We start from the raw sequence: 14,899 nt of genomic DNA on the forward strand, positions 1-14,899 counted from the left end.
AATTTTCGACTACGAATTGAATTCCGCCGCGGCGATAACAACCCCACCGAAAACGGTTTTGGCGATGACCAAATTCCCGCCATCGCCGGCCAGCACAGCAGCCGCCTCAGCAACGCTCGCGCTCCCCACGGCAAGCGCAACCCGCTCCGACGGATTGGGAACGGAAACGGCCTCCAACTCCGTGAGCGTGAATCCCACCAGCTCGACACCCAACCGGTCGGCGGCCGTTCTGATCCCAAGATCTCCGACTCGCCGCTCGACGGTCGCCAAGCAGCGAATCACCCTGTCACCGACTGCGTTTCGAATGGCGGCGAGGATCGCGTCGGCGGTTGTCCCGGGACGTAGTCCAACCCCGACAGCCAATTCAGGCCGGGGCATGGGTGCGGGCGAAATCAGCGGCGGTGGTGACGAAACGGCCGATGGCCGCTGGATTCCCGGCGGGGTGGGTGTGTAGGTAGGACGCGTGGACGCGATGCACTGCCGCGCCCTCGCGGACGGTCTCGCCGGAGGGAGTGCGCCAGGCCCAGGCGGCAGCGGCGGATCCGGGGGTGACCAGGCGGGTGCGGTGGAATTCGTGGCCGCGCACGCGTGCGCCCGCGCTCCAGAGCGGAGTATCGGTGAGCGCCACCGCATCCCGGTAGCCGAGGGTGAGGCGCGGGCCGAATTCGGCTTCGGCGTCGATGACCCCGGCCATGCGGTGACCGTCGAGGGTGCGGGTCAGGTAGAGAAGGCCCGCGCATTCGGCGTGGATCGGGAGGCCGCGGCCGGCCTGTTCGGCGATGGCGTCGAGCAGGCCCGTATTGGCCGCGAGTTCGGCGGCGTGCTCTTCGGGGAAACCGCCGGGAAGGACCAGTCCGGCTGCACCGGAGGGCAATTCGTCGCGCAGCGGGTCGAAGACTCGCACCTGCGCGCCCGCCGCCGCCAGCAGCTCGCGATGTTCGGCGTACCCGAAGGTGAAGGCCGGTCCGCCCGCCATCGCCACCACCGGCCCGGATTCCGCCGCCGTCACCTCGGCGGCGGGATCCCAGTCCTGCCCCTGCGCGCTCGACGCGGCCAAGGCGGCCACCGCCGCGAGATCGATATGTGCCGCAACGAGATCCGTCATGGCGTCCACGGCGGCCTGAGCCGCCGAGCCGTGCTCCACCGCCGGAATCAGGCCGAGATGCCGTGACGGCACCGCCAATTCGGCCAGTCGCGGCAGTGCACCCAGTACCGGCAGCCCGACGCGGGCGCAGGCCGCACGCAGCACCTGTTCGTGGCGTTCGCTGCCGACCCGGTTGAGAATCACTCCGCCGAGCCGGATTCCACTGTCGTAGGTCGCGAATCCGTGCAGCAGAGCCGCCAGGCTCTGGCTGTGCCCGCGCGCGTCGACCACCAGGACGACCGGCGCGCCCAGCATGGCGGCGATCTGGGCAGTCGAGCCCTCCGCGACGGGTTCGGTGTAGTGTTCGTCGATGCGCCCGTCGAACAGGCCCATGACGCCCTCGACGACCGCCAGATCGCAGCCCTGACTCCCGTGCCGGTACAGCGGCACCACGCGGTCCGCCCCGACCAGCACCGGATCCAGGTTTCGCCCGGGCCGTCCGGCCGCCAGCCCGTGATATCCCGGGTCGATGTAGTCCGGGCCCACCTTGAACGGCGCGACCCGGTGCCCGGCCCCGCGCAGCGCCCCGATCAATCCGGTGGCGACGGTTGTCTTCCCGCTCCCCGACGCGGGCGCGGCGATGACGACCGCGGGCGTGTTCACCATTCGATGCCGCGCTGGCCCTTGCGGCCCGCGTCCATCGGGTGCTTCACCTTGGTCATCTCGGTGACCAGGTCCGCGGCCTCGATCAGCGCCTGGGGTGCGTCGCGGCCGGTGATCACCACGTGCTGGTTGCCCGGCCGGTTGCGCAGTGTCTCGACGACCTCGTCCACGTCGACCCAGCCCCACTTGAGCGGGTAGGTGAACTCGTCCAGCACATAGAACCGATGCTGCTCGGCCTCCAAGCGGCGGCGAATCTCCTGCCACCCCGCCAGCGCCGCGGCCGCATGATCCTCATCGGACCCCTGCTTCCGCGTCCACGACCAGCCCTCCCCCATCTTGTGCCACTCCACCGCCCCGCCGACCCCGGTCTCGTCGTGCAGCTTCCCGAGCGTCCGGAACGCGGCCTCCTCGCCCACCTTCCACTTCGCGCTCTTCACGAACTGGAACACCGCGACATCGAACCCCTGATTCCAGGCCCGCAGCGCCATCCCGAACGCCGCCGTCGACTTCCCCTTCCCGGGCCCGGTGTGCACCGCGAGCACAGGCAGATTCCGACGCTGCCGCGTCGTCAGCCCGTCATCCGGAATGCTCTCCGGCAGCGGCACACCCTTCGGCATCGTCTCCAGCTCCTTCCACACCGACTCGTCGGTTAATCACGGTGCCATACGCACCCGGCACGCCGATCCGCGCCCCGGTCCAGCACGACGACCGGTCACCGGTTGTGGTCATGGCCCGGGCCGCTCCGGAACCCCGGCGAGCCCTGATCCGGATCGGCCGACCGCGACGGTGCGGCTTCGCGAACGAAGGTCAGGCGGCTCGGGTGGCGCGGACGATGCCGGCGACGGAATCGCCGGTGAGGGCGGTCAATTGGAGGTAGCCGGCGCGGAGGGCGGTGGCCATGTCGCGGGCGAGGTTCAGGCGGATCATGCCGCGTTCGCAGTCGATGACCATGGCGGTGACGGCGTCGGCGGCGAGCATGCGGGCGGCGGTTCGGGCGCGCGGGAGCGGGTCGGTGCCGCCGGTGGCCCGGCCGTCGGTGAGGAGGACGAGGAGGGGGCGGCGGTGGGGGTCCCGGGTGCGTTCGCGGCGGATGAGGTCGCGGGCCCTCAGAAGGCCTTGGGCGAGTGGGGTTTTGCCGCCGGTGCGGAGGTCGGCGAGGCGGCGGACGGCGATGTCGACCGACGTGGTGGGCGGGAGGACCAGCTCCGCGTCCTGGCCGCGCATGGTGATGACGGCGACCTTGTCGCGGCGCTGGTAGGCGTCGCGGAGCAGCGCCACCACCGCGTTGGTGACGGCGGCGAGGCGGTCGCGGGCGGCCATGGAGCCGGAGGTGTCGACGACGAAGACGACCAGGTTGCCTTCGCGTCCTTCGCGATACGCGCCCCGCAGGTCGTCGGGGGCGAAGGCGAGCGGGCCCGACAGACGGCCGCGCTCGAACTGGCGCGGGGCCGCGGCGAAGATGGTGCCCAGCAGGTGCAGGCCGGTGGAGGTGTCGTCGGTGGTGCGCACGACGCGGCCCTGGCGGGTGCGGGCACGGGAGCGGCGGCCGGGCGCGCCCTCGCCGACGCCGGGGACCTCCCAGCGCGGGGGCTTGGGCAGAGTTGCGGTGGGGGCGGCGACGCGGCCCTCACGGCCGGGTCGGCCGGCCGAGTCGTTCCGGCCACGCCGATCGTCGTCGTCCGGGCGCGGGTCACCCGGTGGATTCTGTCCTCCCCCAGGGAAATCCGGGCCGCTGTCCGGCTCGAGGCCATGGTCCGAATCCGGGCCGCTACCCGGGGTATCGGAGTCACACGGCAAGGGGTCCGAGCCATCGCACGACCCGGGGCCGCAATCGCGCGAGTCCGGTTCGGCGCCAGGTGAATTGGCGTGTTCCGGATTCAGGCCGGAATCATCGGTCCCGTCCGCCGGATCCTGCGGTCCCGCACCGTTGTTCGGCGGGACCGCTTCACCTTTTCCCAGGCTGTCGTCCTCCTCGGCGCGGGCCGCTTCCTCGGCCGCGTTCCGCATGGCGTCGTCGAGTTGCTCCTCGCTGATGCCGGGTTCGTCGAAAGGATCGCGGCGCCGGCGGTGCGGCAGCGCCAGTTCGGCGGCGACGCGGACGTCGGCCTCGGTGACCGCGGTCGCTCCCCGCCAGGCCGCGTGGGCGGTCGCGGTGCGCGCCACCACCAGGTCGGCGCGCATGCCGTCGACATCGAAGCTCGCGCACAGGGCGGCGATGCGGCGCAGCTCGACATTGTCGAGACCGACGTCGGCGAGCTTGTCGCGGGCGGTCAGAATGCGTTCGGCCACTTCACGATCCGCGGCGGCATAGCGGCCGGCGAAGGCGCCGGGATCCGCCTCGTAGTCCAGGCGGCGGCGGACGACGGCCATCCGCACGTCCACATCGCGGGAGGCGACCACGTCCACGGTGAGCCCGAACCGGTCCAGCAGCTGCGGCCGCAACTCGCCTTCCTCCGGATTCATGGTGCCCACCAGGACGAATCGCGCCGGATGCGTGTGCGAGACACCGTCGCGCTCGATGTGCACCCGCCCCATGGCGGCCGCGTCGAGCAGCACATCCACCAGATGGTCGTGCAGCAGGTTCACCTCGTCGACGTAGAGCACGCCGTGATGCGCGGCGGCCAGCAGCCCCGGCTTGAACGCCTGCTCCCCGTCCCGCAGCACCCGCTCCAGATCCAGCGACCCGACCACCCGGTCCTCGGTGGCGCCCACCGGCAACTCCACCAACCGTGCGGGCCGCGCCCCGGACTCGTCCACCACCGGCGGCAGCAACTGCGCCAGCGCCCGCACCACGGTCGATTTCGCGGTCCCCTTCTCCCCGCGCACCAGCACCCCGCCGATCCCCGGATGCACCGCGCACAGGATCAGCGCCAGCTGCAACCGCTCCTGCCCCACCACCGCGGAGAACGGAAACCCGGCCTCATCACGGGCCGTACGAACACTCTCGGAGTAAGCCACAGGAGAAACGGACACGACCCCAACTCTAAGGGCGCCCCCGTCCCCCACCCCGAGCACCCCTTCCCGGTCGCGCTGCCGACCTGGGCCACTGGATGAAACAGCCGCGCCCGCTGTGGGTTTCACAGCGGGCGCGGGGTTGTTCGGTGGGTGCGGGGTCAGCCGCGGCGCATCGGGATGTGCGGAATGCCGTCTTCGATGTACTCCTCGCCGTCGGGCTTGAAGCCGTGCTTGGTGTACATGTCGAGCAGGTAGGTCTGGGCGTTCAGGCGGACGGTCGCCGAGCCGGCTTCGGCCAGGGCGGCCTGCAGCAGGCGGGTGGTGTAGCCGTGGCCGCGCGCCTCGGGGGTGGTGCAGAGGCGGCCGATGCGGAAGGACTTCACGCCCTCGTCGTGCTCCTCCATGAGGCGCAGGGTGCAGATGACCTCGCCCTCATCGTCGAGCCAGAAGTGCCGGGTTTCCGGCAGCAGGTCGAACCCGTCCAGTTCCGGGTACGCGCACTTCTGCTCGACGACGAACACCTCGACGCGAAGTTTCAACAGCTTGTACAGCGTCGCGGTGTCCAGGTCTTGGGACCACGACCGTTTGAGAGCAACCGTTGACATCATCGCGTCTTGCTATCACATCTAGGCGTGAGAAGCGATACCGACGGGCTTGGGCGTGTTGTCCGAATCCACCGAATCCAGCTGCAGAGCCTTGGTGGACCAGTCCCAGACCTCGCGGTACAGGGCCTGGTTCTCGGAGAGCTTGACGCCCAGCGACGGCACCATTTCCTTGAGTTTCGGCTCCCACGTGGAGAATTCGCGCGGGAAGCACTTCTTCATGACATCCAGCATGGCGCTCACACAGGTGGACGCGCCGGGGGACGCGCCGAGCAGACCGGCGATGGTGCCGTCCTCGGCAGCGACGACCGCGGTGCCCAGCTCCAGCACGCCGCCCGCGCCCTTGCGGCGGATGACCTGAACGCGCTGACCGGCGATGATCAGCTCCCAATCGTCGCCGTCGGCACGCGGAATGAACTCCTCCATGGCGCCGATGCGACCGGCCTGCGACGTGAGCAGCTCACCGACCAGGTAGTTGACCAGGCCCATCTCGGTGACACCGACACCGAGCATGGAGAACAGGTTGTTCGGCTTCACCGACTTGATCAGGTCGGTCATCTTGCCGTCCTTGAGGAACTTCGGCGTCCAGCCGGCGTACGGGCCGAAGAGCAGGCCCTTCTCGCCATTGATGACGCGAGTGTCCAAGTGCGGCACCGACATCGGAGGCGCACCAACCGACGCCTGGCCATATACCTTGGCCTCGTGCTGAGCCACCAGGCCCGGATTGGTGCAGCGCAGGAACAGGCCCGACACCGGGAAGCCGCCGAAGCCGCGGATCTCCTTGATGCCCGACTTCTGCAGCAGCGGCAGCGCGCCGCCGCCCGCGCCGACGAACACGAACTTCGCGTTGATGACCCGCACCTTGTGGCTGCGCAGGTTGCGGACCTTGACCAGCCAGGAGCCGTCGGACTGCTTGGTCAGGTTCAGCACCTCGTGGCCGAACGCGATGTCGGCACCCGACGCGCCCAGGTAGGCCAGCAGTTCCTTGGTCAGCTCACCGAAGTCGATATCGGTGCCCGCCTCGGTCCAGTTCAGGGCTACCGGGTCGGAGAAGTCGCGGCCCTTGGCCATCAGGGGCAGACGACGGCTGAATTCGGCTGCGTCGTCGATGAATTCCATGCCCTCGAACAGCGGGTGCTTGGACAGCGCCTCGTGGCGCTTGCGCAGGTACTCCACGCCGTCCGGGCCGTGGGTGAAGCTCACGTGCGGGATGGGGTTGATGAAGTTCGACGGGTTGGCCAGCACGCCGTTCTCGACCGAGTAGGACCAGAACTGGCGCGAGACCTGGAAGCGCTCGTTGATGTCGATGGCCTTGGTGATCTCCACCGAGCCGTCGGCGTTCTGCGGCGTGTAGTTCAGCTCGCACAGGGCGGAGTGGCCCGTACCGGCGTTGTTCCACGGGTCGCTGCTCTCGGCGGCCGCGGCTTCCAGGCGCTCGAAGATGGTGATCGACCAGTCCGGCTGCACCTGTCGGAGCAAGGCGCCGAGGGTGGCACTCATGATGCCGGCACCGATGAGTACTACATCGGTCTTTTCAATCGTGGCAGCGTTCGACACGGCGTTGATCGACTTCCTTGTCTTTTTTGGGTCACCAGGTGGGGGTTAGGTTACCCGTCGTTCACTTGGACTCAATTCTGCCCCTGACCATTCCCGAATCCCGCTTCGAAATCCCCGAATGTGAGAGATCCCTCCCAAATGGACATAGTTGGTACGCGGTCTATGTTGGGCGTGTGACCTCCGAAACGTCATCCACCACGTCGTCGACCACCACCTGGCAGCCCGACGTGCTGGGTGCCGACTACCAGCAGCTGACCATTCCGATGGGTCCGGATCCGGACGGTGAGGGCGACGTGGTCGCCACCCTGGTCCGTTACGCCCCGGCCGACGCCCCGGTCGCCACCCGGGCCGTGCTGTACGTGCACGGGTTCACCGACTACTTCTTCCAGGAGCACCTGGCCCAGCACCTGGCCGCCCAGGGCTACGCCTTCTATGCGCTGGATCTGCGCAAATGTGGGCGCTCGCAGCGGGCCGGGCAGACCCCGCACTACGTGAGCGACCTGGCGCTCTACGACACCGAACTGAACCGGTCGCTGCAGGTCATCCGTGAGGAAACCGAGCTGCCGGTGCTGATCATGGCGCACTCCACCGGTGGCCTGGTGACCTCGCTGTGGCTGAACCGGCTGGAGGCGGCCGGAGGCGTTCGCGCGCAGGGCATTACCGGACTGGTGCTCAACAGCCCGTGGTTCGACCTGCAGGGTCCCGGCTACTACCGCTCGGTGGGCACGCCGCTGCTGGAGGGCCTGGGCCGGTTGCGCGCCTTCGCCAAGCTGCCGCTGGGCGTGGCCACCACCTACGGCGACAGCCTGCACCACACCCAGGCCGGTGAGTGGGACTACAACCTGGACTGGAAACCGTTGAGCGGCTACCCCGTTCACGCCGGCTGGCTGCGCGCCATCCGGCGCGGGCATCTGCGGCTGCACAAGGGCCTCGAGATCGGGGTGCCCGCGCTGATCCTGCGCTCGAAAGTCACCAAGTTCATGGCCGAGTACGGGCCCGCCGCCGACGTCTCGGATGTGGTGCTGGACGTGCGGCAGATCCAGCGCTGGTCGGGCTGCCTGGGCGAGCGCACCAATATCGTGCCCATCGAGGGCGCGCGGCACGACGTGTTCCTGTCGTCGGAGACGCCGCGCACCCAGGCGTTCAGGGAGCTGGATTCCTGGTTGAAGTGGCTGGCCGACTCACCAGAAGCTGGTGCGTAGCACCACTTCGGTGGCCAGCTCGTGGCCCGCTTCGGCGGCCACATCGGTGACATCCATGGGGACCAGCCGGAATTCGCCGTAGACGAACCGGCTGGAAGCCTCGGCCACCGGGCGCGGCAGGCGCTTGGTGGCCAGCAGGGTGGTGGGGATCTCCACCGGCGGGCAGGAAGGGTCCTTGACGGCGCCGTCCGCGGCCGGCGCGGCCGGGTGACCGCCGCCGGCCACGATGAGGCTCATGAAGCGACCGAAGCCGCGGGCGGCCAGCTGCCAGGCCAGGTCCGCGCCCGCGCCGCTGCCGACCAGGTTGGCCCACGGGACCTGCAGCTGGTCGAGGATGGCGAAAACGGTGGTGGCGTCGAGACCGTCGATCGATTCGATCGCGATGGTGTGCAGGTCCGAGGTCTGCAACCGTGCACAGACCTGGTCATAAATGTCGGCCGGATCGCCCGCATCGGGTAGCAGCAGGACATGGTGCCGGGATTCGGGTCCGCCGATTCGCACCGCCCACTCGCGGTCACCGACCGTGATCCGCCGAGATTCCATGGTCAAACACGCTACAGGAGCGCCGGAGGGGCCGAACGCGAGTCGGGCGGATTTATGTGACGCCGGTCACTTCTTGATGGTCAGAACCGGGAGATCTGTGGGCGCACCAGCGGTGATGAGCTGTTCAAGGGCCTCCTGGTCGAGGTGCTTCTCCATGAGGTCGGCCAGCAGATCCAGCTGGGCGGAGCGCACCTCGGCGACCGAAACAGCATCGGAGACAACGAAATCGGTGCGGCCCGCCCGCGCGGCGACCACCCGCAGCCAGGCGCGGCGAAACTCGTCCGACTCCAGGGCTCCGTGCAGATGGGTGCCCCAGATCGCCTCGCGCACACTGCCTTCGGGAGCGCCGTCGAGTTCGAACCACGGGTCGTCGCCCTGCCGGGTGACGCGGCCGTGGTGGATCTCATAGCCGTGCACCGGGAGATCGCTGTCACTGCCCGGCACACCATGATTCGGGACACCGCCGCTGGAACGGCGCAGCACCTTGGGGTCGGCGAATTCGATCTCCAGGTCCAGCAGGCCCAGGCCGGGGACGGTGCCCGCGGCGGATTCGACCGGATCGACGATGGTGCGGGCCAGCATCTGGTAGCCGCCGCAGATGCCGAGAATGGGGCCACCGGCCGCCGCACGCGCCGTCAGGGCGTCGGCAATCCCGGTGCGCCGCAACCACTCCAGGTCGCCGACGGTGGATTTGCTGCCGGGAATGACAACCAGGTCCGCTCCGGCCAGGCGGGACGGGTCGCTCACCCAGCGCACGGACACCCCGGGTTCGCAGGCCAGGGCCTCCACATCGGTGGAATTGGAGATGCGCGGCAGCCGGATCGCGGCGACCGTCAGCCACTCTCCGCCCAGCGGCGGGCGGGAACGGCCGACGGGGGCGTCCGCGACGGTGCCGAGGGAGTCCTCGGCGTCGATCCAGAGGTCCTCGGCAAACGGGATGACACCGAGCGTAGGCCGCGCGGTCAGCTCGGCGAGCTGGTCCAGCCCCGGTCGCAACAGGTCCACATCGCCCCGGAACTTGTTGATGATGAATCCGGAAATCAGTTGCTGGTCTTCGGGTTCCAGAATCGCCACGGTCCCGAACAAATGGGCGAGCACTCCCCCACGATCAATGTCGCCGACCACCACGACCGGCAGCTCCGCCGCTCGCGCCAAACCCATGTTCGCCAGATCCGTTGCCCGCAGATTGATCTCGGCTGGCGACCCCGCGCCCTCGCAGATCACCACATCGAATTCGGCTCGCAGCGAGGCCAATTCCTGGGCGACAACGGCACGCAATTGCTGCCGATGCCGGAAGTAATCCTTCGCCCCCACGGTGTCGACGGCCTTGCCGCGCACAACCAGCTGCGAGCGCCGATCACTCCCGGGCTTGAGCAACACCGGGTTGAATCGCACGCTGGGTTCCAGCCCGCAGGCGCGAGCCTGCAATGCCTGCGCCCGGCCGATCTCCCCGCCGTCCAGGGTGACGACCGAGTTGTTCGACATGTTCTGCGCCTTGAACGGTGCGACCCGCACTCCGCGCCGCGCCAGCATGCGGCAGAGCCCCGCCACCACAACACTTTTCCCCGCATCGGAGGTGGTCCCCGCGACCAGCAGAGCACCCTTCACCCGGGTCACCCGATACCGTCCGCCGCAGAGCCGCTCCCCATGCTCCGCGGTACGACACTCACCCCAGGCCTCGCCGGCATCCGGCAAAGCCCGGCCGCGGCAATGCTCACCCCCGCTTCGGAGGTGGCGCCCGCCGCCGGCGGAGCACCCTTCACCCCTGCGATCCGATGCTCCACCCGCAGATGAGGGCGACGACGGTGACGCCGGATGCGTTCCGCGCTCCCTACTGCGAGCTGGCGGCAAAACCCGTCCACCACAACGCTTTTCGCGGCATCCGAGGTGGCACCCGCGACCCGCAGCGCACCCGTCACCGCGGGCTGTTCCCCGCTCGCGCACTGCTGGTGTAGGCGTCCCGGCTGCGGTAGGAGTCGCGGCTACTACTCGTGTAGGCGTCCCGGCTCGGGTAGACGTCGCGGCCGTCGTCCGTTTCGGCGTCCGCGCCGTTGGTCACCTCGACGTCGGGCTGCTCGCCGGGGGCGTCGTCCGCTTCCGGCACCTGCCGTCCCGCGGCGAGTTCGACATGGCGTCGCATGGTGGCGCGGAGCGCTCCCAGCCCCTCGTCGCGGGGGTTGGGCGGGAGGACCCGCGAATTCTTCCGCCGCGGGCCTCGGGAGCCGATCGCCCGAGTTCTGGTACCCCGCTGGGGCATCGCGACTCTCACGGGAGCGTCAGGATCTCGGCGCCGTCGTCGGTGACGACGAGGGTGTGCTCGAACTGGGCCGTCCACTTGCGATCCTTGGTGACCACCGTCCAGCCGTCGTCCCAGATCTCGTAGTCGATGCCGCCCAGGTTGATCATGGGCTCGATGGTGAAGGTCATGCCCGGCTCGATGACCGACTCCACGGCGGGCTGGTCGTAGTGCAGGATGACCAGGCCGGAGTGGAAGGTCGGTCCGACGCCGTGGCCGGTGAAGTCGCGGACCACGCCGTAGCCGAAGCGGTTGGCGTAGGCCTCGATGACGCGGCCGATGACATTGAGCGCGCGGCCCGGCTTGACCGCCTTGATGGCACGCATGGTGGCCTCCTGGGTGCGCTCGACCAGCAGGCGCACCTCCTCGTCCACATCACCGGCGAGGAAGGTCTTGTTGGTGTCGCCGTGCACGCCGTCGATGTAGGCGGTGACGTCGATATTGACGATGTCGCCGTCCTCGATCACGGTCGAGTCCGGGATGCCGTGGCAGATGACCTCGTTCAGTGAGGTGCAGCAGGACTTGGGAAATCCCTTGTAGCCCAGGGTCGACGGGTACGCGCCGTGGTCGAGCATGTACTCGTGCGCGATCCGGTCCAGCTCGTCGGTGGTGACGCCGGGCGCGACGGCCTTGCCGGCCTCTTCCAGGGCCTGGGCCGCGATCTTGCCCGCGATCCGCATCTTCTCGATGGTCTCCGGGGTCTGCACCCAGGGCTCGTGCCCCTCCTTGGCGGTCTTCTTCCAGACGTACTCGGGTCGCTCGATGTCTTTCGGGACCTCGCGAATGGGCGACTGCGTGCCGGGAACGAGGGGCTTGCGGGTGCGCACAGACATGGGTACCAGACTATCTGCCGGTCCGGCTCGCGAGATTCCCAGGTCCGGGTACGGGGGAATTCTTCCGGACCGTGGTCCGTTTATCCTTTCGGTTGACTTGGAAACAAGACTCGAGAGGGGTTGCGGCCGTGGAACTGGGGCTGACGACATTCGCTGAAACTCATCCCGTCGGTGGAGACGGGCCGGTGCCGACCGCGGGCGAGCGGTTGCGGCAGGTGGTCGAGGAAGCAGTGGCCACCGAGCAGGCCGGGCTGGACGTCTACGGCGTCGGTGAGCATCACCGCAAGGACTTCGCCGCGTCCTCGCCGGCCGTCGTGCTGGCGGCCATCGCATCCCGCACCGAACGGATCCAGCTCACCAGCGCGGTGACCGTGCTGAGCTCCGCCGACCCGGTACGGGCCTTCCAGGACTTCTCGACGCTGGACGGGATTTCGAACGGGCGGGCCGAATTGATGGCCGGGCGTGGGTCGTTCATCGAATCGTTCCCGCTGTTCGGGTACGACCTCAGCGACTACGACGAGCTCTTCGAGGAGAAACTCGCGCTGCTGCTGAAGATCCGCGAGGAGGAGCCGGTCACCTGGTCCGGCAGGTTCCGCGCACCACTGACCGACGCGATCGTCTACCCGCGCACCGAGAATCGGCCGCTGCCGGTGTGGATCGCGGTGGGCGGCAGCCCCGAATCCGTCGTGCGCGCCGGGCTGCTGGGCCTGCCGCTGGCCATCGCCATCATCGGCGGGCAGCCGGCGCGGTTCAAGCCGCTGGTGGATCTGTATCACCGGGCGCTGGAGGAAGGCGGGCACGAGCCGCAGCCGGTGGCGGTGCACGCACACGGGTATGTCGCCGACACCGACAAGGCAGCCGTCGAGGACTTCTACGCGCCGTACGCGCGGGCCATGTCGGGAATCGGGCGCGAGCGCGGCTGGGGTCCGATGACCCGGCAGCAGTTCGATGCGCTGCGCTCGCAGAGCGGTTCGCTGTTCGTGGGCACGCCGGACCATGTCGCGGAGAAGATCGCCGATGTCCGCGACACGCTCGGGCTGGACCGGTTCATGCTGCACGCCAGCGTGGGCACGCTGCCGCACGAGAAAGTGCTGCACACCATCGAACTGCTGGGCGGAAAGGTTGCCCCGCAGCTCGGCTGACCGGCGTCAGTAATCGGTGAGTCTGGCCTGGAAGGCGATGCGGTCGCCGCGGTAGAGCGAGCGCACGCGTTCGATGGGCACGCCTTCACCGTCCACACTGCGGCGGTGCAGCAGCAGCATCGGCAGGGCCGTCGTGCATTCCAGCAGGGCGGCCTCGCGCGGTGAGGCGAGCACGGTTTCGATGCGCTCGGTGGCGACCGCGTAGACCACGCCCATGCCGCGGGTGGCGGCGTACAGCGAGGTCTCCGGGTTGTAGAACTCGCGCAGCACGGCGAAGCGGTCCAGCGGCATCCAGGTGCTCTCCAGGCCGATGCGCTCGCCGTCGGCGAGCAGGATGCGCTCGAGATGCATGACCGGCGTGCCGGGTTCGAGCGCGAGGTCCTGGGCGGTGTCCTTGTCCGCCGGGATATCGGTCCATTCGACGAGCAGACGGCCGGGTTTGCGGCCGAACTTGATCGCGCCCTCGGTGTAGGAGCGCAGCGACAGGGGCTGCACCATCTTCGGGCGCGAGACCACCGTGCCGCGGCCCTGACGGCGAATACGGCCTTCCACCAAGAGTTCTCGTACGGCCTGACGCACGGTTTCGCGGGCGACGCCGCAGCGCAGGGCCAGTTCGCGTTCCGAGGGCAGCGGGTCGCCCTCGGAGAGTTCGGTGAGCAGCGCCTCGAGTTCCGCGCGCACGCGGTACGACTTCGGCAGGCGCGCGTTCGGCGCGGAATCGGTTCCGGCGCCGGGCATTTCGCCCAGCGGACGGCCTGGCTCCACCTGGTCTTCCACCCCGGCAGCCTCCCTCGTGTCCATGACCCCAGCCTACACAGGATTGGTCTATACCAATTATTAACCTACCGTTTCCACACGAAACACTCGTAGGTCTAGACCATTGCTCAGGATGATTCCCATGCGATTGGTCATCATCGGCGGAGGGATCCTCGGTACCGCCCACGCTCTGGCCGCCATCCGGCGCGGCCACCACGTCATCCACCTCGAGCGCGAGGTCGAAGCCCGCGGCGCGACCGTGCGCAACTTCGGTCTGGTGTGGGTATCGGGGCGCAGCGCACACGAATTGGAGCTCACCCTGCGCTCGCGGCAGCTGTGGGAGGAGATCGGCGGCCGGGTCCCCGGCGTCGGCTTCCGGGCGGCCGGTTCCCTCACGCTGGTGCGCTCGGAGAACGAGCTCGCGGTGGCCGAGGCCGCCGCGGCCCACCCCTCGGCCGCCGAGCGCGGCTTCGAACTGCTCGACGTCGACCGGGTGCGCGCGCTGAACCCCGCGCTGCGCGGCAAATTCCTTGCGGGCCTGCACTGTTCGACCGATGCCGCCGTGGAGTCCCGGCAGGCGCTGCCCGCCCTGCGGCGCTACATGGAGGCCACTGAACGCTACGCCTTCTTCGCCGGCACCGAGGCCCGCGCCGTCACCGGCACCACCGTGATCGACGACCGCGGCCGCCGGCACGAGGGCGATCTGGTGCTGGTCTGCCCGGGCGCCGCGCACACCGGCCTGACCCGCGAACTGGTGGGCGACATTCCGGTGCGCCGGGTGCGGCTGCAGATGATGCAGACCGCTCCCCTGGGCGAACCGCTCACCACCGCCATCGCCGACGGCGACAGCTTCCGCTACTACCCGGCCTTCGCCGGCCCGGAGCTGGACCGGCTCAATCGTGAAGAGGCGCAGCCGTTCACGGCCGCCCAGCACAAGATGCAGCTGCTGGCCGTGCAGCGCCTGCACGGCGGGCTCACCATCGGCGACACCCACGAGTACGACGAGCCGTTCACCTTCGACGTCGACGAGGCCCCCTACGAGCACCTCACCGGCGTGATGGAGGAACTGCTGGGCCGCAAGCTGCCGCCGATCGTGCGGCGCTGGGCGGGCGTGTACAGCCAGTCCATCGATCCGGGCACCATCGTCACCCGCGCGCAGGCGGCCGACGGCGTCTGGGTCGTCACCGGTCCGGGTGGCCGCGGCATGACGCTCGGCCCCGCCCTCGGCGAAGAGACCGCCGACCTCCTCTCGCTCTGAGACCTCCT

Annotated in this window: 14 protein-coding genes; 3 read left to right on the top strand and 11 right to left on the bottom strand. The window is 69.1% G+C overall.

Annotation, left to right across the window (positions count from 1 at the left end; all coding sequences use genetic code 11):
* Positions 1–9: 9 nt before the first annotated feature.
* The 6 genes from ACFXHE_RS24390 to mqo all read right to left on the bottom strand — a co-directional run bounded on the left by ACFXHE_RS24390 (position 10) and on the right by mqo (position 6,861).
* The gene (locus ACFXHE_RS24390) at positions 10–378 is read right to left on the bottom strand and encodes a cobalamin biosynthesis protein (protein WP_379386531.1); all 369 of its coding nucleotides are present in this window, start codon (positions 376–378) and stop codon (positions 10–12) included.
* A complete protein-coding gene (locus tag ACFXHE_RS24395; RefSeq protein WP_379386533.1) occupies positions 365–1,750 on the bottom strand; it encodes a cobyrinate a,c-diamide synthase in 1,386 nt (461 codons plus the stop codon). The genes ACFXHE_RS24390 and ACFXHE_RS24395 overlap by 14 nt, the downstream gene beginning before the upstream one ends.
* Positions 1,744–2,364 carry a cob(I)yrinic acid a,c-diamide adenosyltransferase gene (gene cobO / locus ACFXHE_RS24400; RefSeq protein WP_356997889.1) on the bottom strand — a complete coding sequence of 207 codons (621 nt, stop codon included), beginning with the start codon at positions 2,362–2,364 and terminating at the stop codon, positions 1,744–1,746. Before cobO ends, ACFXHE_RS24395 begins: the two co-directional genes overlap by 7 nt.
* Before the next feature lie 190 nt (positions 2,365–2,554).
* Entirely contained in the window at positions 2,555–4,720 is a 2,166-nt protein-coding gene (locus tag ACFXHE_RS24405) for a magnesium chelatase subunit D family protein (RefSeq protein WP_379386535.1), read from the bottom strand.
* Between the two features lie 140 nt (positions 4,721–4,860).
* Positions 4,861–5,310: a GNAT family N-acetyltransferase gene (locus ACFXHE_RS24410; protein ID WP_354837578.1), complete on the bottom strand. Its 450-nt coding sequence runs from the start codon at positions 5,308–5,310 to the stop codon at positions 4,861–4,863.
* An 18-nt stretch (positions 5,311–5,328) separates the two neighbouring features.
* A complete protein-coding gene (gene mqo, locus ACFXHE_RS24415) occupies positions 5,329–6,861 on the bottom strand; it encodes a malate dehydrogenase (quinone) (RefSeq protein ID WP_379386537.1) in 1,533 nt (510 codons plus the stop codon).
* Positions 6,862–7,124: 263 nt separating this feature from the next.
* Here mqo and ACFXHE_RS24420 point away from each other — a divergent pair, with 263 nt between their 5' ends.
* Complete coding sequence (locus tag ACFXHE_RS24420) at positions 7,125–8,063, top strand: alpha/beta hydrolase (protein ID WP_379386888.1); 939 nt, start codon at positions 7,125–7,127, stop codon at positions 8,061–8,063.
* Here ACFXHE_RS24420 and ACFXHE_RS24425 read toward each other — a convergent pair.
* The 4 genes from ACFXHE_RS24425 to map all read right to left on the bottom strand — a co-directional run bounded on the left by ACFXHE_RS24425 (position 8,043) and on the right by map (position 11,735).
* The gene (locus ACFXHE_RS24425) at positions 8,043–8,606 is read right to left on the bottom strand and encodes an alpha/beta fold hydrolase (protein ID WP_379386539.1); all 564 of its coding nucleotides are present in this window, start codon (positions 8,604–8,606) and stop codon (positions 8,043–8,045) included. The two genes, ACFXHE_RS24420 and ACFXHE_RS24425, sit on opposite strands and share 21 nt — an antisense overlap.
* A 66-nt stretch (positions 8,607–8,672) precedes the next feature.
* On the bottom strand, positions 8,673–10,214 hold the full coding sequence (locus ACFXHE_RS24430; RefSeq protein ID WP_379386541.1) for a cobyric acid synthase: 1,542 nt from the start codon (positions 10,212–10,214) through the stop codon (positions 8,673–8,675).
* A 307-nt stretch (positions 10,215–10,521) separates the two neighbouring features.
* Complete coding sequence (locus ACFXHE_RS24435) at positions 10,522–10,746, bottom strand: hypothetical protein (RefSeq protein ID WP_379386542.1); 225 nt, start codon at positions 10,744–10,746, stop codon at positions 10,522–10,524.
* Between the two features lie 125 nt (positions 10,747–10,871).
* The gene (map, locus tag ACFXHE_RS24440; protein ID WP_379386544.1) at positions 10,872–11,735 is read right to left on the bottom strand and encodes a type I methionyl aminopeptidase; all 864 of its coding nucleotides are present in this window, start codon (positions 11,733–11,735) and stop codon (positions 10,872–10,874) included.
* Positions 11,736–11,863: 128 nt separating this feature from the next.
* Here map and ACFXHE_RS24445 point away from each other — a divergent pair, with 128 nt between their 5' ends.
* Positions 11,864–12,877 (top strand): LLM class flavin-dependent oxidoreductase, encoded by a 1,014-nt coding sequence (locus tag ACFXHE_RS24445; protein WP_379386546.1) that lies wholly within the window; start codon positions 11,864–11,866, stop codon positions 12,875–12,877.
* Positions 12,878–12,883: 6 nt separating this feature from the next.
* Here the strand turns inward: ACFXHE_RS24445 and ACFXHE_RS24450 are convergent, their stop codons facing one another.
* The gene (locus ACFXHE_RS24450) at positions 12,884–13,615 is read right to left on the bottom strand and encodes a GntR family transcriptional regulator (RefSeq protein ID WP_379386890.1); all 732 of its coding nucleotides are present in this window, start codon (positions 13,613–13,615) and stop codon (positions 12,884–12,886) included.
* 160 nt (positions 13,616–13,775) lie between these two features.
* Here ACFXHE_RS24450 and ACFXHE_RS24455 point away from each other — a divergent pair, with 160 nt between their 5' ends.
* Entirely contained in the window at positions 13,776–14,891 is a 1,116-nt protein-coding gene (locus tag ACFXHE_RS24455) for a TIGR03364 family FAD-dependent oxidoreductase (protein WP_379386547.1), read from the top strand.
* The last annotated feature ends 8 nt before the right edge of the window (positions 14,892–14,899 follow it).

The sequence above is a fragment of the Nocardia sp. NPDC059229 genome (assembly GCF_042754165.1).
GTDB lineage: Bacteria > Actinomycetota > Actinomycetes > Mycobacteriales > Mycobacteriaceae > Nocardia.